Annotated in this window: 12 protein-coding genes and 1 pseudogene; 8 read left to right on the top strand and 5 right to left on the bottom strand. The window is 32.9% G+C overall.

Annotated elements, in window-relative coordinates; genetic code table 11:
* Positions 1–56 precede the first annotated feature (56 nt).
* Genes OTJ99_RS09900 through rpoD form a run of 3 tightly spaced genes read left to right on the top strand, consistent with a single transcriptional unit; the run spans position 57 to position 4,149 of the window.
* On the top strand, positions 57–1,061 hold the full coding sequence (locus tag OTJ99_RS09900; RefSeq protein WP_045166362.1) for a deoxyguanosinetriphosphate triphosphohydrolase: 1,005 nt from the start codon (positions 57–59) through the stop codon (positions 1,059–1,061).
* A complete protein-coding gene (gene dnaG, locus OTJ99_RS09895) occupies positions 1,058–2,914 on the top strand; it encodes a DNA primase (RefSeq protein ID WP_045166363.1) in 1,857 nt (618 codons plus the stop codon). The genes OTJ99_RS09900 and dnaG overlap by 4 nt, the downstream gene beginning before the upstream one ends.
* The gene (gene rpoD, locus OTJ99_RS09890; RefSeq protein WP_083943585.1) at positions 2,911–4,149 is read left to right on the top strand and encodes an RNA polymerase sigma factor RpoD; all 1,239 of its coding nucleotides are present in this window, start codon (positions 2,911–2,913) and stop codon (positions 4,147–4,149) included. Before dnaG ends, rpoD begins: the two co-directional genes overlap by 4 nt.
* Positions 4,150–4,220: 71 nt before the next feature.
* On the opposite strand, the gene OTJ99_RS09885 is transcribed toward rpoD, so the two are convergent.
* Positions 4,221–5,072, bottom strand: coding sequence for an NPCBM/NEW2 domain-containing protein (locus OTJ99_RS09885; RefSeq protein ID WP_045166364.1), 852 nt, complete (start codon positions 5,070–5,072; stop codon positions 4,221–4,223).
* Between the two features lie 216 nt (positions 5,073–5,288).
* On the opposite strand from OTJ99_RS09885, the gene OTJ99_RS09880 reads away from it, so the two are divergent.
* From OTJ99_RS09880 to OTJ99_RS09865, 4 genes are all read left to right on the top strand, one after another.
* A complete protein-coding gene (locus tag OTJ99_RS09880; RefSeq protein ID WP_045166365.1) occupies positions 5,289–6,845 on the top strand; it encodes a zinc ribbon domain-containing protein in 1,557 nt (518 codons plus the stop codon).
* A 5-nt stretch (positions 6,846–6,850) separates the two neighbouring features.
* Positions 6,851–7,981, top strand: a complete 1,131-nt coding sequence (locus OTJ99_RS09875) for a Yip1 family protein (RefSeq protein WP_045166366.1) — start codon at positions 6,851–6,853, stop codon at positions 7,979–7,981.
* 43 nt (positions 7,982–8,024) lie between these two features.
* Positions 8,025–9,278: a DUF4163 domain-containing protein gene (locus OTJ99_RS09870; RefSeq protein WP_045166367.1), complete on the top strand. Its 1,254-nt coding sequence runs from the start codon at positions 8,025–8,027 to the stop codon at positions 9,276–9,278.
* Between the two features lie 939 nt (positions 9,279–10,217).
* A complete protein-coding gene (locus tag OTJ99_RS09865; RefSeq protein WP_045165236.1) occupies positions 10,218–11,921 on the top strand; it encodes an IS1634 family transposase in 1,704 nt (567 codons plus the stop codon).
* Positions 11,922–12,175: 254 nt separating this feature from the next.
* Here the strand turns inward: OTJ99_RS09865 and OTJ99_RS09860 are convergent.
* The 4 genes and pseudogenes from OTJ99_RS09860 to OTJ99_RS09845 form a co-directional block, all read right to left on the bottom strand.
* Positions 12,176–13,401, bottom strand: a pseudogene (locus OTJ99_RS09860) (IS256 family transposase).
* 218 nt (positions 13,402–13,619) lie between these two features.
* On the bottom strand, positions 13,620–15,002 hold the full coding sequence (locus OTJ99_RS09855; RefSeq protein WP_269015335.1) for a L,D-transpeptidase: 1,383 nt from the start codon (positions 15,000–15,002) through the stop codon (positions 13,620–13,622).
* A 54-nt stretch (positions 15,003–15,056) separates the two neighbouring features.
* On the bottom strand, positions 15,057–16,760 hold the full coding sequence (locus OTJ99_RS09850; protein WP_045165236.1) for an IS1634 family transposase: 1,704 nt from the start codon (positions 16,758–16,760) through the stop codon (positions 15,057–15,059).
* A 167-nt stretch (positions 16,761–16,927) separates the two neighbouring features.
* A complete protein-coding gene (locus tag OTJ99_RS09845) occupies positions 16,928–17,734 on the bottom strand; it encodes a hypothetical protein (protein ID WP_235374773.1) in 807 nt (268 codons plus the stop codon).
* Between the two features lie 248 nt (positions 17,735–17,982).
* On the opposite strand from OTJ99_RS09845, the gene typA reads away from it, so the two are divergent.
* The gene (typA, locus tag OTJ99_RS09840; RefSeq protein WP_045165621.1) at positions 17,983–19,833 is read left to right on the top strand and encodes a translational GTPase TypA; all 1,851 of its coding nucleotides are present in this window, start codon (positions 17,983–17,985) and stop codon (positions 19,831–19,833) included.
* The last annotated feature ends 70 nt before the right edge of the window (positions 19,834–19,903 follow it).

The following is a 19,903-nucleotide window of genomic DNA, read 5'->3' as shown; positions in this document are numbered from 1 at the left end:
AAGTCTTTAAAAAATTTAATGTAAAGAGGGACTTTATAAAAGTCCGGTGAGAAAATTTGTTAAGGATAAGAGAATACCAAGAAGAGCTGGAATGTAAGATTCTGTCACCATATGCCACCCTTTCAAAGAATACAAAAGGGCGACAAAGACCAGAAGAAAAGTGTCAGGTCAGAACCGAGTTTCAACGTGACAGAGATAGAATCATTCATTCAAAATCATTTAGAAGACTTAAGCACAAAACACAAGTGTTCATATCACCAGAAGGAGACCACTACAGAACAAGGCTGACTCACGCCCTTGAGGTTGCTCAGATAGCAAGAACAATTGCAAGGGCTTTAAGGCTCAATGAGGACCTGACAGAGGCAATTGCCCTTGGCCATGATTTGGGCCACACACCTTTTGGCCATGCAGGAGAAGACATTTTAAACCAAATTACAACTTGTGGATTTTCTCACAATGTGCAGAGCCTAAGAGTTGTTGACTTTTTAGAAGGGGATGATGGGCTTAATCTTACATTTGAGGTAAGAGACGGTATTTTAAACCATGTATGGGGCAATACTCCTTCGACGTTAGAAGGAAAAGTGGTGCAATTTGCAGACAGGATAGCGTATATAAATCATGACATAGATGATGCAATAAGAGCAGGGATTTTAAAAGAAGAGGATTTACCCCAGGACTGTCTTAAGATTTTAGGATTTTCAAAGCGTGAGAGAATTAACACTTTGATTGTGGATATAATAAGAAATAGTATGGACAAACCAGAAATAACCATGAGTGAAGATGTCTTTTACGCAATGCATAAGTTAAGAGAGTTTATGTTTCAAAATGTGTATATTGGGTCTGAAGCTAAAAGAGATGAAAAGAAAGCTAAGTATATTATACAAGCTCTATACGAGTATTTTATGTCGAATCCTGATGCCTTACCTGACGATGTAAAAAGAGATATTGACAGATTTGGCAAAGAACAGGCAATCATCGACTATATAGCCGGAATGACAGACAGATATGCTATGCGAAAGTTTTATGAAATATTCTTACCTTCGCCATGGAATAAGCTTTGATTTTTGTCAAAAATGCTAAAAGGTATTTTAAAAAATTTGTCGAAATAAAATTAAATTGTCCCAAAAAACATGAAGGTGAACATAATGTGCTGGAAAGAATTGTAGAACAGATTTTAAATAAAGTGGATATTGTTGATGTTGTTTCATCTTATATCCCGTTAAAGAGAGTAGGGGTTAACTTTAGGGCACTATGCCCTTTTCACACAGAGCGGACACCATCTTTTTATGTCTCACCAGCTAAACAAATTTTTCACTGTTTTGGCTGCGGTGTTGGTGGAAATGCTATCCACTTTGTAATGCGGATGGAAAACTTAACCTTTACCGAAGCTCTTAAGGTTTTAGCAGAAAAAGCAAAAATTGATATTAATTTATCTGAATCTAAATTTGCAAAAGACAGAGCTTTAGCAAAACAGAAAGAAGAGCTAATCAATCTTCACAAAGACTGCTTTGAGTATTTCCAAGAGCAGCTTTATCTTCGCAAGAACATTGAAGCTGCGAAGTATATAATAAAAAGGAGAATTACAAAGGAAACAGCAAAGAGATTTGGACTTGGCTATTGTCCTGAAAAAAATGACTTGTACGAAAGGCTTTCTCAAAAGTATCCTAAAGAAATTATTGATTTGAGTGGAATTTTTCTTGAGCGAAATGGAAAAAATTATTGTAGATTTGCAGGAAGGCTTATTTTTCCTATATTCGATACAATGAACAGGGTAATTGCATTTGGTGGGCGAATAATTACTGACACTTCTGCTCCAAAATATATGAATTCACCTGATACTTTGATATTCTCGAAGTCAAGGATTCTGTATGGTCTTAACATTGCAAAACAGAGCAAGGAAAACGAGTTTATAGTTGTTGAAGGATACATGGATGTTATTGCTTTGCACCAAGAGGGAATTGACAATGTAGTTGGAGTTTTGGGCACAGCACTTACTCAGGACCATAGCTTCCTTTTGCGAAGATATAAAAATGAAGTTGTACTTTGTTTAGACAGTGATGAGGCAGGCAAGAGAGCGGCAATAAGAAGTGCAGATATATTGTATCAAAACGGGCTCATGGTAAGAGTTATGGAATTAGAGGGTGCAAAGGACCCGGATGAGTATATTAAGAAATTTGGAAAAGATGCTTTTTTATTAAAAAAGCAAAATAGTATGTTTGTTATAGATTATAAAATAAAAGAACTAAAAAACCAATATGATTTGAGCAAGTCAGACCAGAAATTTAGGTTTGTACGAGAATATTTTGAGAAGATTTTGACCCCGATTTCAAATGAAGTTGAAAGACAAGAGTATATAAAGAAGTTATCAGATCTTACTGGAATAGATGAAAATGTAATAGCAAGAGAGTTTTCAAAAAAAGCTCAAAAAGAAGTTAGGCGAATAGAAAATATAAATTATTTTAAACAAGTACAGAAAAAATTAGTTTTAACTGATATTGAAAGATTGAAGAAAAACGAAATCTATCTTTTATCACTTTATACCCAGTGGGCACCAAAGTCAGAAGAGATAAAAAGTCTTCTTACAGAAAATGATTTTTACACTGAAGATATTAAAATTCTTTTCAGCAGCATAAAAAATCTACTTGATGAGGGGATGGAGTTGAGCTACTCTATGCTTTTGAGTTTTATAACTGATGAGAGTATTCTGTCTGAGCTTACAAGCTTTTCATCCAAAGGTTTTGAAGATTGTGATACTGCGAAAAAAGCTATAGAAGAGCTGAAGCTGAATATCAAGACGTTAGAATTAAAACTTGAACTTGAAGAAGCACAAAGACAAAATGATGCTGTTAAAATCACCCAGATACTAAATGAACTGAAAAAACTAAAAGCGGGAAGGGAGGGAGAGAGCAGATGACAGAACAAAACCTTGGACAAAATAATGAAAGCATCCTAAATCAAAATGGTGCTGAAGAAGTAAAAAACCAAGAGCAGCCGCAGCAGCAAGAAGAAAAAGAGAAGGTTGAACAAAAAGAACAAACTGCAAAATCTTCAAAGAAGAATACCGATGAGAAAAATAAAGCAACAGATGAGAGGAAAAATCTCATAAGAGAGAAGGTTCGTGAGCTCATTTCACTTGGGCAGAGCAAGGGATTTTTGACATATTCAGAGATTCAAGAGATACTTGACAAGGTAGAGCTTGATGCAAACCAGATTGAAAATATATATGATACTCTTGAAAGTATGGGAATTGACGTCGTTGATGATAGGATTTCTGAAGAAGAACTTTTGAAAGATGATTTGGAAAACTTGCCAGAAGGTATTGCTATAGATGACCCTGTAAGAATGTATCTCAAAGAGATTGGCAAAATTCCTCTTTTGACTCCTGAAGAGGAGATTGAACTTGCAAAGAGGATTGAACAGGGGGATGAAGAGGCTAAAAAGAGGCTTGCTGAGGCAAACTTGAGGCTTGTTGTTAGCATTGCAAAAAGGTATGTGGGAAGAGGAATGCTCTTTTTGGACCTTATCCAGGAAGGTAATCTTGGTCTTTTGAAGGCTGTTGAAAAGTTTGACTACCGAAAAGGATATAAATTTTCCACATATGCAACCTGGTGGATTCGCCAGGCAATCACAAGGGCAATTGCCGACCAGGCAAGAACTATAAGAATTCCTGTTCATATGGTTGAGACAATAAATAAGTTAGTTAGGGTATCACGCCAGCTTTTGCAAGAAAAAGGAAGAGAGCCAACACCTGAAGAGATTGCAAAAGAGATGAACATGCCAGTTGAAAAGGTGCGGGAGATTTTGAAGATTGCTCAGGAGCCTGTATCGTTGGAGACGCCAATCGGTGAGGAAGAAGACAGCCACTTGGGTGACTTTATCCCTGATGATGATGCTCTTGCACCATCTGAGGCTGCTGCCCATTCGATGTTGAAAGAACAGCTGATGGAAGTTTTGGACTCACTCAACGAGCGGGAAAAAAAGGTCTTAAAGCTCAGATTTGGCCTTGAAGATGGAAGAGCACGCACTTTAGAAGAGGTTGGCAGGGAATTCAATGTGACACGTGAAAGAATTCGTCAAATTGAGGCAAAGGCTTTGAGAAAACTCAGACATCCGAGCAGGAGTAAGAAACTTAAGGATTTTTTGGAGTAGTAATAAAAAGCAGGGACTACCTTTGAGCAGATAGTCCCTGCTTTTGTTACAGAGTTCATCGATTTTACACTTTATTTATATAATACTGCATCAACAACGACAGGAAAGGCTTGAAGATTTCTATAGTGTTTATTTATATAAAATTCAATTTTTAGTGTATTTCCTCCTACAACTTCTAATGATACATTTTTAGGTTTTTCACCCTTCGCAATTGGGCTTTCATATTTCTTTTCACCATCTAAATAGATTCTGAAGACACCACTTGCCCCGACATCTGTCTCATCGTCAAGCCCAAGAGTTAGATTTAACTTTTTATAATCTCCATTGAGTTTATATTGAACAAAAGTATATCTATTACTATCATTTTCATTCCGCCAATTTTCGTTATATGCTCGCCACACAATATTTTTGCCCTTTGTTGCGCCTAATATTGTGACCTCATTTGAATTAGAAACTGGATTAAAGTGTATTGAATAATAGTCGCTTAATGGCAAATCAGTCAAAAAGATGCCTCCATTTGGTGTTAGATTGGGTCCAATAACCAATGCTTTTTTGTTGTTATCAATTTTCCAAGGTGCAATATTTTTATTGTAGAAACAGTAAAGAATAGAGTCAAGATGAACAAATCTCATTCCTTTGTAGTTTATAAATGGAACTTTGTATTTGAGTGTTACTCCATTTAGGATAATATCTCTTTGATACTCATAAACTGGGCTTGTTGCTACCTTTTTGCTAAGTTCATTTACCTTTGCTTGAAGATTAGCATTTTCTTTTTTTAGCTTGTCATATTGAGTTTTTAGAGAATTATAATCTTTCAAAAGTTTTTCGTACATGGTCTTATAATTTGTCGGAGATGACGCAACTGCAACAAAACAAAAGATAACAGCAAATATGGTTATAAATACTGAGATGTGCTTTTTCATTTCCTCAACCTCCCTAGAAAAGATTTTGTTCCTGCTATTTAATATACAAAACGAAAAACTTAATGTCAACCATATTTTGAGATAAATAAGCTCTTGCATTTATATACGAGAAAAATTATAATTAAATCAAGATTACACCTTAAAAGTATATAATTTGTCGAATAATGTCGAATTGTGTCGAGTTATATTAAAGAGTGATGATGGGAGGGAAAAAAGTTGCTTTACTGTCCCAGGTGTGGTGCTACAATTGATAATGGGCAGAAAGTATGTAGTCAGTGTGGAGAGAGCTTGGAGACAAAGACTTTGAGTAATTTGCAAAGACCTAAGAGAGAGTTCTTCTTAGAGAAATACTTTGATGACCAAACAAAAGAATTTAGAGTTCCAGGCATAAAATTTAAATTTGACAGAAAACTTTTGCCTTGGCTTTACGGAATTATAGGTTTCCTGGTGTTCTTAATATTGTTTGTAGCGATTGGAAAGTCAATATATTCTCCCCAAAGGGTTGTGAATGAATTCAAGGAAGCTGTTAAAAATAAAAACACAAAAATGCTTTCCCAAATACTTGTTCATGAAACAGGTGAACAAATTTCACAAGATGATCTAAAAGCTTTCTTAGAGTTGTGTCAGACAAAGCCTGAACACATAAACGGTGTTTTCAAAGCGTTAGATGAAGCAATTCAATCAATTTCAAATTCATCCTCAGATAAAAAGAATAGATCTCTAACTGATATTTTATCTGATCTTTTCTCAACTCAAGATTATTCAAATGATTTTCTCTTAAAACCTACAGGCAAAGGCTTGATCTTCTTCACGAAATATAAGATTGCAGCAAAAAATTACTTTTTAAAAGTGAAGTGTGATACAAAGGACGCAAAAATATACTTGAATGGTAAAAACATTGCTTCAGTTTCAGATCCATCTCAGGAAATTTCAATAGGTCCATTGATTGCTGGGATATACAAGGTTAAAGCAGAATACAAAGGTCCGTATTGTACATTAGAAAAGGTTGATGAAGAAGAAATTTACAGTACAGATTTTAGTAACTATAACCAATACACAGCTGAACTATATCTTTATCCGCGCTATGTAGAGGTAAACTCAGATTTTGAAGATGCAGAGATAGTTTTGAACGGTAAGCCAACTGGTGTTTTGGTAAAAGATGCGTCTGAATTTGGACCTGTAAGTGACGGAAGTGAGTTTAGTGCAAAAATAAAACTTCCATGGGGTGAAGTGAGAACAACTTCTGTAAAACTTGGCAGCTGGTCAAATAGCATTACAATTCCAAATACACTTTCAAACGATGATACTAATAATTCGACATTCGAAAAGGTTGCTTCTGTTATAAATGATTTTGAAAAGTCTTACAGAACTGCTATGACATCTCAGGATCCGAATAAGTTTTTGCACATTTCTGATGAGTTAAAACAAGTTTTTACAAGCAGAATTCAAGATTTAAAAGCTAACAACCAAAAGTTTACAGGCAAGGTAACAAAAACTGAGTTCAACTTTGGAACATTACAATTGTTTAGAGACGAAGAAGAAAAAATAACATTAAAAATTACTGCAAAAATTTACTACAAAGATGCAGTATATTACAAGGACGATTCTCCACCACAAGATATTCCTGAAAAAGTAACTGCACAGGTTTACACGCTTGTATGGGATGAAAATGCAAAGAACTTTATTATTGTTGGAATAGAGGCTCCATGGTTTTATAATTGGCCGGAAGATGGCAAGATTAAAGAATACAAACTAGATGAAGGGAGTGTGTGATTGAAATGACAAAGTGTCCATACTGTGGTAGAGAACTTCAGGAAGGTGAGGTTTGCACTTGCCAAACAAATCAAACGATGGTGAGTCAAACAACTGGCAATCAAGTTACAAGCGGTGAAGCATTGAACGATACTCAAAATACTGCGAAAGCTAGTGAGGATGTTAAAAGCGAAAGTATTGAGCAGACTGTAAATACCGCTGAAGAAAAGAAAAAGGAATCTACTAATACTTCAACCCTAAATGATGTAATTAACTCAGCAGTTCGATATTGTTATCTTACAATAAAGTTTGCTTGGGCATTTTTGAAAAATCCATTTGTTTTTATTTCAAAGGTTATACAGAACAATGACTATAAAGCAGGCATTTTGTTTGCTATTCTCACTTTTATATTTGTTTCTATTCAAAATCTTGTTTTAGCGGGGAGAGGTTTGCAGTTTATTGAAGATTTGATTGAAATATCAGGAATTTTGTCTTCTTATTCATCGTTTAAAACATTTTTGTATAACTTTATTGCTTTGTTTCTTTTATACCTTTTGTATTGCGGTATTGTTAAATTAGCATCTATGATATTCAAAGAAGATGTGGAATTTAAGGCTATATTGGGAGGAATAGGGGTAAGTTTAATTCCTTTTGCATGGGCAGCTATTGTAAATTTAATTTTGCAGTTTATAGCTGTTTGGTTAGTTGTTTTATTATGCATGTTAGGTTTACTTATGAATGTTGTATTGAACTTTTGGTCGGTCAAAGTTTTACTGAAAGATAAAGAAACCAGGGCACTTTATATTACAGTAGGGGCGTATATTGTATGCATTATTATAGTAGCAGTAATTATGTTTGCAATGGGCAGTGGAATAGCAAATTCAGGTGGGGAAAATGTCATTAGTGTAGGGTCAGATAATATTATTGGAACATGGTCGGATAATAAAGATACCATCATATTTTATCCCAATGGTACATTTAAAGCCCATTATTATTGGATAGGTGGCGCATGGGAGATAGATGGAAATAAATTGTATCTTACAGGTACATTGACTGGAAAAGAAGGATATTATTTCAAAATTGAGGGTAAAAAATTAATATTAGAGCCCATCCCAGGTTCTGGAATGGGAAGATATGAATTTTATAGAGTTAGATAAATTTTGATTACTTTTTATTAAAATTTAGGGGTGAGTTCCAGGTATGAAAAAGATCAATACGATTACAATTTGTATATTTATTTTTTTGTTATTGTCAATCAGTGGATGTTCGGTATTAAAAACAAAAAATGAAAGTGTTAGCAAGGTTAATACTTCGGTTAAGCAAAAAACTGATCAAGGTATTATGTATTCAAACAAAAATAAACCTACTAATAAACCCACGTGGGATGTTGTACTTGAAAGAATATATCAAAATACAGAAAAGTATAAAATAGATGTGTTTATACCTAAAATCATTGGTAATGGATTGAAACAAGAAGTTTATGAGAAAATAAATTTTGTTGTTAAAAAATATGCTGAACAACAAATCGAAGATATAAAAAAAATATCTGCTGGGACAGAAGGTGACTCAGGTTTGTATCCATATACCCTTTATATCAAATATGAATGGGACAAAAGTGTTGAACCTTATATTTCTTTTTTATTTGAGGAATACTCATATACGGGTGGAGCACATGGTTTGACTCAAATCGAAGGTTTTACCTTTGATCTAAGAACAGGTGACAGTATAAAACTTGTAAACTATTTGAATAATGATCAACGAAAATTAATAAAAAATTATATAAACTTTGCAAGAGCTCTATGTAATGATTTAGAAGATCCACCATATGAAGTGTTTAATGGTCAGGACAATCAGAAAGCCTTTGATGAAGACTTGTTTGAAGATATTGTATTCAAAAATAATGGTCTTTTAGTTTGTTTTGAACCATATAAGATTGCATCATATGCAAGAGGAGTAGTAAAATTTTGGTTCGATTTGAAGGAGCTAAGGAACAAGGAAGTAAATACAGAATTTGATTTAAGTAATTATGACACAATAAAAAAGTTGTTAAGTATGAACTTAAGCGAAATAAGAAAAGAATTTGGTTTACCAGTAGAGATCTATTCCTATGAGGGAGGATTATTATATAAAACTAAAAGTGGGCTTTTATTTAGCTTTGATTTTAATTCGGTAGAGAGATTAGAAAATATGACTAAAGCATATGTTAATAGTTTTAGTTCTGGCGACAATATAAAACTTTTTGGCATTTCCTTGAAGGGTTCTCTCTCAGATTTAGATAAAAAATTAGAGAATGTAAAAGAATTAAAAAAAGTTGGTGAAGGAATTAATGAAGAGTGGGGCAGCTATTTTGTATCATATGAACTCGGTGAAGACATAGAATTATATATCGAGTCCAAGACAAGTGATAAAAACTCAGATGTGAGTTATATGTTGGTGAAGAAAAAAAGGTTGTAATATTTATTGAACATTGCTTGATATCAGATTGTGCTTAATTGTTTGCTTAAAAACCAAAACAATTTATGAAGGGAAAGTAAATGTGAGATAAAATAAAAGTAGTGGGTATTACAAATATAAGACACTTAATTTAATGTTAGAAGTGTACAATTTTTACGTAAAGAGGACATTATAAGATACCAATGCATTAAGAAAAATTACGAATTATATTACTTTCATTTCAGCAACATGCAGTAATATTGAATTGAAACCCTGAAGTATTGAAAGAGTTTAAGTCAAGCAACTGAGAATACAGATGTTCTGATATGTGACAAAATCATTTTAAAAGATAATGGATATAGAATAAATTTTCATTCTTTTGATATTCCGATGTGATTAAAAAAAAATAAATATCCATCATCAAGAGAACTTGAGAAATTTTAGCAATTAACTCAAAGATATTAAATCTAACTGTAAACTCTACGATATAACTTACATGTGGGAAGGTGCAGTAATATTGTAATATAATTGGTACCAAGTTGTTGAATAAATAATTATACCATTAATGTTACTATATGGGTGTGTAAATAATTTTGTGTATTTAAGATAAACCGTCCTTCTTGGTAAGTAATCATTCAGAATTTAATTGACAATTTTCTATTTTTTAGTATTACCATTTTAATATTTTTTATGCATAAATTTTAAACTTCATGGAGAAAATTTAATACCGGGTTATAATATTCTCTTTTTTATTTGGTTTTTCTTGACTTTGTCAGTTAAGAGGTGTTTTTGAGCTAACAAAAAATAACAAAGTCTTAATTTATGCGGGTTTCAAGAAGAGAAAAATAAAAAATTTTAAAAAATGTAGGGACAAATTTTAGCTTAATATATACTGAATTTGCTTGACTTTTTAAATATTTTGTGGTACAATATAACAAACTATCTTCAAGGAGTTGCCATATGTTTGTCAAAATTACTAATGCTGGCGGTTATCAGTATGTTAGGTTAGTCGAAAATTACCGTGAAAATGGTAAAGTAAAGCAAAGAGTACTATTTAACTTTGGTAGACTTGATATTCTCAAAGATGACCCCGCTTTTAAAAACATTGTAAAAAAACTATCTGATATTGTCGCTGAAACAACTACTGAGAATGCAAAAGCTGTTACTATTGAATCTGAAGAAGATATTTCGGATGCAGTTGTAAAAAACTGGGGATACATTGTATACAGAAAGTTATGGCAGGAGCTTGAAATTGATAAGTTTTTAAAAGGGAAAGCAGCAAAAGAGAGAAAGATAAAATTTGATGTAGACAAAGTAAGTTTTTTAATGACCATACAGAGATTGATAGAGCCAATGAGCAAACTAAGAACTTATCATCAGAGAAGCAAATATTTTGGATTTGAAGAGGATATAGATTTGAATCAATTGTACAGGTGTTTAGATTTTCTTGACAGTGTAAAAGAAGATTTAGAGACATACCTGTATCAGAGAAATAAAGACTTATTTAAGATGGTAGTTGATGTAGTGTTTTATGATGTGACGACAATATACTTTGAGAGTTGTAGAGCGGATGAACTTAAAAATTTTGGGTTTAGCAAAGACAACAAGGTAAATGAAGTGCAAGTTGTATTAGGGCTTTTGGTGGACAAAGAAGGCAGACCGATAGGGTATGAACTTTTTCCTGGTAATACGATAGATAGCAAGACGATGGTAAAGATACTGAGGAAGCTGAAGGAAAAATTTAGTATAGATAAGATAATAATAGTAGCAGACAAAGGGCTTAACAGCAGAATAAATTTAAAGATGATAAAAGAAGCTGGGTACGACTATATAGTAGCAAGCAGATTAAAGAATGCAAGTAAAGAAATTTTAGATGAAGTTTTTAATGAAGAAGGATATAAAAGACTTGATGGCAAAAGATGTTTGAATGCTGAAGAAATTTATGGTGATGAATTCAAATATAAGGTATTGGAAAGAACAAATATTGTCAAGGATGAAGAGGGTAAAGAGTTCAAAATAGAAGAGAATTTGATAATAACGTATTCAAGCAAGAGAGCCAAGAAAGACAAAGAAGACAGAGAGAGATTGGTAAGAAAAGCCAAAGAGCTTTTAGAGAACAAAGGAAGCATAACAGCCTTAGAAAAGAAAGGTGCAAGGAAATATTTGAAGAAGAAATCAAAATCAGAAGAATATGTATTGGATGAGGAAGCGATAAAACGAGATGAGAAATTTGACGGTTATTATGCAATTCAAACGAGCAAAAAGGATATGGATGTAGAAGAGGTTTTAGGAGCATATCACGATTTATGGAAGATAGAACAGTCATTCAGAGTAATGAAAAGCTGTTTAGAAGTGCGACCGATATATCACTTTACAGAAAGCAGAATAAAAGGACATTTTGTGATATGTTTTTTGGCATTTTTACTGCAAAGGACATTGGAATATATTTTGAGGAGAAAAGGTAAAGGAATAAGTAGTGAAAGGATAATGGAAGCAATATATTCAATGAACTTTTTTGAAATAGAGATAAAAGGGAAGAAATATTTGATAAAGCAAAAAATTGAGGGAGGAGCTGGAGATATACTGAATGTAATGAAGATAAAGGGTCCAAAAAACTTCATGACATATGAGGAAGGCTTAGAATTTATTGGTATTAGCAAATGATGTAGTGACAAAATTGAGGTCCATATTTTGTCAATCCCAGTCCTCCCAAGCTTTTTGAGCTTCAAACTGACAAAGTCAAGAGAATTTAATTGACAATTTTCTATTTTTTAGTATTACCATTTTAATATTTTTTATGCATAAATTTTAAACTTCATGGAGAAAATTTAATACCGGGTTATAATATTCTCTTTTTTATTTGGTTTTTTAACTGCTTCTATAGAAGCAGTTAAAAAACGCGAACTGACGATTGCTATCTACTTTATATATTCTTTCAACCGCTCAGGATACATTATTAAAAGCTGGTTCAATATTATATCCCAGTTTCTGTGTCTTTGCGTCCACTTTCTTACAACATTTTTGGTTGCAAGATAAAGCATCTTTTCTAAAGCTATATCATTTGGAAACACTGACTTTGACTTTGTAACTTTCCTAAATTGTCTATGAACACCTTCTATAATATTTGTTGTGTAGATTATTCTCCTTATTTCTGGTGGAAACTTAAAAAACGAAGTTAGTAAATCCCAATTGCTTTCCCAGCTTCTAAATGCATAAGGATATTGTTTCCCCCATTTCTCTTTTATTTGACAAAAATTCTCAAAAGCTTCTTCTTCATTAGTTGCCTGATACAGTTTTTTAAAATCCTTTGAAAACTCTTTTATGTGCTTGTATGAAACATACTTGAACGAATTAACTTGACTGATGAATAACACACCTTTGAATATCGCTTTTTGGGAACACTGCTTCTATTGCTTCTTTTAAACCTGTTAGGCTATCTGCACAAAATAGTAGTACCTCTTCTACTCCTCTTGTTTTCAAATCATTCAGAACACCCAACCAGAATTTAGAACTTTCACTTTCTCCAATCCATAGTCCCAAAACATCCTTATATCTTTCAATGTTAATACCCAAAACAACATAGGCAGCTTTATTCACAATTTTTACCCTCGTCTTTTATCTTGTAATGAATCGCGTCCCTGAAAATAAACGAATATATCTTTTCCAATGGTCTATTTTGCCATTCTCTTATTCTGCTGAATAATTTTCTCTGTAATTTTGCTAACCATTTCAGCAGGTATTTCGATACCATAAATATCTTTTATTTGCACATGAATGTCTCGAGTTGCTATTGCTCTTGAATACATGGCTATGATTTTGTCTTCAATCTCTGAAATATCTCTTTTGTATTTAGGAATTATCTTGGGTTCAAATTCATCTTCTCTATCCCTTGGAATATCAAGCTCCATTTTACCAAACTTAGTTTTGACAGTCTTTTGACTATAACCATTTCGGGAATTTGTTGTTTTTTTATTTCTGACATTATATTTTTTGTAGCCTAAACTTTCTTCAATCTCTGCTTCTTAAAAACTTTGCAGCACATCCTTAAATAGGTCTTTAAGCTTTCATAAATGTTGCTTACACTCTGGATGTTATTTTTCCTTATGAACTCAAGTAATTGCTCTTTCGTTAAAACATTTTCCATAACAAAAAACTCCCTCTTGGATATTTTTGTTTATATTCTGATTCTTACCAAGAAGGAGGTCATTATACTTTACACAAAAATATTTAAAGTCTCTAATAGAGGGCTGGGATAAAACTGCTACCCAACCCTCTTTTTGTTTGCTATATAATTTAATATTGGTATTTAATAACATCAAATAAGGTTATTAAAAATTATTGTTTTTGGACAGATCCCTTTTTTCAATTCACCCACACCACACTTCCAACTGGCACATTATTGTAAATATATTTAGCATCATACATAGGGACTCTGATGCAGCCGTGGCTAATTCTTTTTATTATGGAGTTATCAATGATTTTACCTTCCCGGTTTGTTATAACAGAATGTATCATATAATTACCACAATACACCAACCCATACATTGCTCCCGCCCTATATCGTGTATTATAAAATTTATAAACTTTGGCTTTACTTTTGAAATAACCTCTCAATGTAGGGGTATATTCAGCCCCTGCAGAGCAATCAATTGTTCTGATAAGAACATACTCATTATTTTCTTTTTTCATCAAATAAATTGATAATCTCGCCAAGTCAACCCATATAAAATAATTTGATTTTTCATTTTTTACTCGTGAATTTATAAATTTTTCAACTTCTTCTTTTGTTAGTGGGTTAAGAAAAACTTTCCTTTGCGGTAAAATGGTCAAATATCTTGATGGTACCCATAATTTAGAATTCCTATATTTTACAAGGCAAATACCATCTACTTCGCTTAATACTTCAATTATCTGATCTTTTGGGATGAGATCTTTATACGTCAGTTTTGTTTTTGCATAGGTTATATAAGGTTTTATATAGTAAAATATATTCCCGTCCTTAGGGAGGGTTTCAGCAAGATAATATTTTGTTCCTTCAACAATTATATAAATTCCAAATTCATCAATACCAAATTGATTTGATGTAAACTTCAATTTGCTTTGAGTTTTTAATGGAAGGCTTTTTAGCATTTTTAAAAATCTAAGGTTGTCAATTCTGAAGAATTTGTTGTCTACTTTAAATTCGTCAAAAGATAAGTTTTCGTTTTTTGATATTCTATTAATTATTTCATTTACCTCTGTGCTTGAGAGTCTTTTGTTTGGATAGATATAAAAGCGTTGGTCGTAGGGATTAATTTCAGGTGTTAATAATCCCAAGTCTAATAAACGAAGAATAGATTCTTGAAAACTTACAGGGGTAGAAAATATATCGGCAACAATGTATTTAAATCTTTCGTGATTAACAGGAAAGTCTCTTTTTAATGACATAATGTAATCTTCAATGTATTTGTTCCATCGAGGATCTGATTCTACATTTACATTGTATTCTTTTCCTAAAAATGAAGTTTTGAAATTCTGAATTTTAGCTATCTTAAGGACTTTGTCTTCTAAAAAATAACAGTAAACTTGATCATTAACAGTATAAAGTTGGTTTAACACAATATTCTCAATGTCTTGATACGTATTTTGGTATATACTTTGATATACTTTATTGAAAATTGTTGGAGGAAGATTATTTGATTTATTAATAATCGGAAATACTTTTTTTATGTAATCTACTCTTGACTTTGTCAGTTTGAAGCTCAAAAAGCTTGGGAGGACTGGGATTGACAAAATATGGACCTCAATTTTGTCACTACATCATTTGCTAATACCAATAAATTCTAAGCCTTCCTCATATGTCATGAAGTTTTTTGGACCCTTTATCTTCATTACATTCAGTATATCTCCAGCTCCTCCCTCAATTTTTTGCTTTATCAAATATTTCTTCCCTTTTATCTCTATTTCAAAAAAGTTCATTGAATATATTGCTTCCATTATCCTTTCACTACTTATTCCTTTACCTTTTCTCCTCAAAATATATTCCAATGTCCTTTGCAGTAAAAATGCCAAAAAACATATCACAAAATGTCCTTTTATTCTGCTTTCTGTAAAGTGATATATCGGTCGCACTTCTAAACAGCTTTTCATTACTCTGAATGACTGTTCTATCTTCCATAAATCGTGATATGCTCCTAAAACCTCTTCTACATCCATATCCTTTTTGCTCGTTTGAATTGCATAATAACCGTCAAATTTCTCATCTCGTTTTATCGCTTCCTCATCCAATACATATTCTTCTGATTTTGATTTCTTCTTCAAATATTTCCTTGCACCTTTCTTTTCTAAGGCTGTTATGCTTCCTTTGTTCTCTAAAAGCTCTTTGGCTTTTCTTACCAATCTCTCTCTGTCTTCTTTGTCTTTCTTGGCTCTCTTGCTTGAATACGTTATTATCAAATTCTCTTCTATTTTGAACTCTTTACCCTCTTCATCCTTGACAATATTTGTTCTTTCCAATACCTTATATTTGAATTCATCACCATAAATTTCTTCAGCATTCAAACATCTTTTGCCATCAAGTCTTTTATATCCTTCTTCATTAAAAACTTCATCTAAAATTTCTTTACTTGCATTCTTTAATCTGCTTGCTACTATATAGTCGTACCCAGCTTCTTTTATCATCTTTAAATTTATTCTGCTGTTAAGCCCTTTGTCTGCTACTATTATTATCTTATCTATACTAAATTTTTCCTTCAGCTTCCTCAGTATCTTTACCATCGTCTTGCTATCTATCGTATTACCAGGAAAAAGTTCATACCCTATCGGTCTGCCTTCTTTGTCCACCAAAAGCCCTAATACAACTTGCACTTCATTTACCTTGTTGTCTTTGCTAAACCCAAAATTTTTAAGTTCATCCGCTCTACAACTCTCAAAGTATATTGTCGTCACATCATAAAACACTACATCAACTACCATCTTAAATAAGTCTTTATTTCTCTGATACAGGTATGTCTCTAAATCTTCTTTTACACTGTCAAGAAAATCTAAACACCTGTACAATTGATTCAAATCTATATCCTCTTCAAATCCAAAATATTTGCTTCTCTGATGATAAGTTCTTAGTTTGCTCATTGGCTCTATCAATCTCTGTATGGTCATTAAAAAACTTACTTTGTCTACATCAAATTTTATCTTTCTCTCTTTTGCTGCTTTCCCTTTTAAAAACTTATCAATTTCAAGCTCCTGCCATAACTTTCTGTATACAATGTATCCCCAGTTTTTTACAACTGCATCCGAAATATCTTCTTCAGATTCAATAGTAACAGCTTTTGCATTCTCAGTAGTTGTTTCAGCGACAATATCAGATAGTTTTTTTACAATGTTTTTAAAAGCGGGGTCATCTTTGAGAATATCAAGTCTACCAAAGTTAAATAGTACTCTTTGCTTTACTTTACCATTTTCACGGTAATTTTCGACTAACCTAACATACTGATAACCGCCAGCATTAGTAATTTTGACAAACATATGGCAACTCCTTGAAGATAGTTTGTTATATTGTACCACAAAATATTTAAAAAGTCAAGCAAATTCAGTATATATTAAGCTAAAATTTGTCCCTACATTTTTTAAAATTTTTTATTTTTCTCTTCTTGAAACCCGCATAAATTAAGACTTTGTTATTTTTTGTTAGCTCAAAAACACCTCTTAACTGACAAAGTCAAGAAAAAATAACAGTAAACTTGATCATTAACAGTATAAAGTTGGTTTAACACAATATTCTCAATGTCTTGATACGTATTTTGGTATATACTTTGATATACTTTATTGAAAATTGTTGGAGGAAGATTATTTGATTTATTAATAATCGGAAATACTTTTTTTATGTAATCTACTGATAATGATTTTGTATTTTCCTTGAGCACAACCTTGTACTTTTGTCGATTTTTATTTAAAAAATCTCTTACCAATTTTACATAGTCATCTTGTGATCGTGCTTTGGTGTATGGATTCCACACAAGAACATATTTTTTATGACCATCTTTATATATTTTTTCTATTACCACGAAGTTATAATACAAAAGTGCTATTTCGGTCGGAATGTTCTTTGTTACAAATCCTTTTCCTGTTTGTTTGTGATAGTCCCAACAAGATAATATGTTGGTTTGAACTGGCAATAATCTTTGTTTTAAAGACTCTAAATTTTGTATTGTATGCCACAGAATATATGAAGCTTGAGCTTTTGTGATAATAGATTTTTTGTTCAAGTTTGCAGGAAGAACTTTTAATAATTTTGCTTTGCTCCAGGGATCTTGTGAGTGGTTAATTATCTTGAGAGCTACAAAAACCTTTTGAACAAATTCTTCTGCAGTCACATATTTTACTTTTGGTACAGCACCCTGTGAAATAGTTGAGTTAAATATTGTAAATAAACAGCAGAGCATGAGAACAATTAATTTTGAGTAAGTGTTTTTGCTAAAGTTTAATAGATTTTCTTTCATCTTCGGTATTACGTACCCCTTTCTTTAAAGTCTTAGTAAATTATTCAGAAGAGTTTTTTATAATAAATAATATCTGACAATATGGAAAATTGCAATATATTACCAATATGTGAAGCTAATATAATAAGATTGGTTCCAATCTTTTAGCCATATAAACTTTCCAATTGCCTTGACTTTAAAAAGCAGATTATTTTAAAATTAATAAAGCTCCCTACTAAACTTTCAAAGGAGGCTCTTAAAACACCAAAATGCTAACCCAAAGAGATGACATCAGAAACATCGCTATAATTGCCCATGTTGACCATGGTAAAACAACCTTAGTTGACGCAATGTTAAAACAAAGTGGAATATTCCGTGAAAATCAGGTAGTTGAAGAAAGAGTTTTAGATTCAAACCAGCTTGAAAGAGAAAAAGGAATTACCATAATGGCAAAAAACACAGCCATTATGTACAAAGGAATAAAGATAAACATCATAGACACACCAGGCCATGCAGACTTTGGAAGTGAAGTTGAAAGAGCGCTTGTTATGGCAGATGGTGTGCTTCTGGTTGTAGATGCCTATGAAGGTCCAATGCCCCAGACAAAGTTTGTTTTAAGAAAAGCCCTACAGCTTAAACTCAAGCCAATTGTTGTTATAAATAAAATTGACAGGCCATTTGCAAGGCCTTATGAGGTTTTGGATAAGGTGTTAGATCTTTTTATTGAGCTTGGAGCAGATGAAGACCAGCTTGACTTTCCATATGTTTTTGCATCAGCAAAAGAAGGCATTGCAAAGTTTGATTTAGAAGATGAAAGTCACAATTTAGAACCACTGTTTGAGATGATTATAAACAATATTCCTGCACCAACAGGTGAAATTGATGCACCTTTCCAGATGATTGTAACTTCAATTGACTATGACAATTACCTTGGAAGAATTGCAATTGGCAAGGTTGTGAGAGGAAGTGTAAAACTCAATCAGCAGGTTGCAGTTTGCACAAGACAAGATGGAGTTTTGCAAAAGACAAGGGTTACAAAACTGTATCAGTTTGAAGGTTTAAAAAGGGTAGAATGTAGCGAAGCAAAGCTTGGTGATATTGTTGCAATTGCCGGAATAGATGGTATCAACATTGGTCAGACTGTGGCAGATGCAGAAAATCCAGAGGCGTTGGAGTTTATCAAGATTGATGAGCCAACAATCTCTATGATATTTTCAACAAATGATTCACCTTTTGCAGGAAAAGAAGGTGAGTATGTAACTTCAAGGCACTTACGAGAGCGCCTTTTTAAGGAACTTGAGAGAAATGTAGGATTGAAAGTTGAGGAGACCGATTCACCCGATTCATTTAAGGTGTCAGGAAGAGGAGAGCTTCATTTGGCAATATTGATCGAAACTATGCGCAGAGAGGGTTATGAGTTTCAGGTTTCAAAGCCACAGGTTATAACAAAAATTATAAATGGTGAACTTTATGAGCCGTATGAATATTTGATAATTGATGTTCCAGAAGAGTTTATGGGCACTGTCATGGAAAAATTGGGTCCGCGAAGAGCACAGCTTCAGAATATGACCATCTTAAACGATGGTTTTATGCGACTTGAGTTTATAATACCAGCACGAGGTCTTATAGGTTTTAGGTCTGAGTTTTTGACAGATACCAAAGGAAATGGTATTATGAACCATGTGTTTTATGATTATATGCCATATGCTGGTGATATTCCAGAAAGAAACAAAGGAGCACTAATAGCTTTTGAAACAGGTGAAGCTGTCACATATGGACTTTACAATGCTCAAGAAAGAGGAAGACTTTTTATTGAACCGGGCACACAAGTGTATGAAGGTATGATTGTTGGAGAAAGCTCAAGACCTGAGGATATTGTTGTAAATGTGTGCAAGAAAAAACATCTTACTAATATGCGCTCAGCAACTGCTGATGAGGCTTTGAGACTAACCCCGCCTGTAAAGCTTTCATTAGAAGAGTGTATTGAGTTTTTAGCAGAGGATGAGCTTTTGGAGGTCACTCCAAAGAGCCTAAGGCTCAGAAAAAAGATTTTGAACCATGAGATGAGAAAGAAGATGGAGGCAAGAGCTAAAAAAGAGGAAAAAGAGCCTGTATTTTAGGCTCTTTTTTATTGCCGTCTGAAGATATGATATAATATGAGCATCAGTGCTGATATGCTTTTATAATTTA

The organism is Caldicellulosiruptor naganoensis (genome assembly GCF_026914285.1).
In the GTDB taxonomy this organism is placed as follows: domain Bacteria; phylum Bacillota; class Thermoanaerobacteria; order Caldicellulosiruptorales; family Caldicellulosiruptoraceae; genus Caldicellulosiruptor; species Caldicellulosiruptor naganoensis.
The sequence above is the reverse complement of the archived record's forward strand: the minus strand, read 5'-3'. Positions and strand labels throughout refer to the sequence as shown.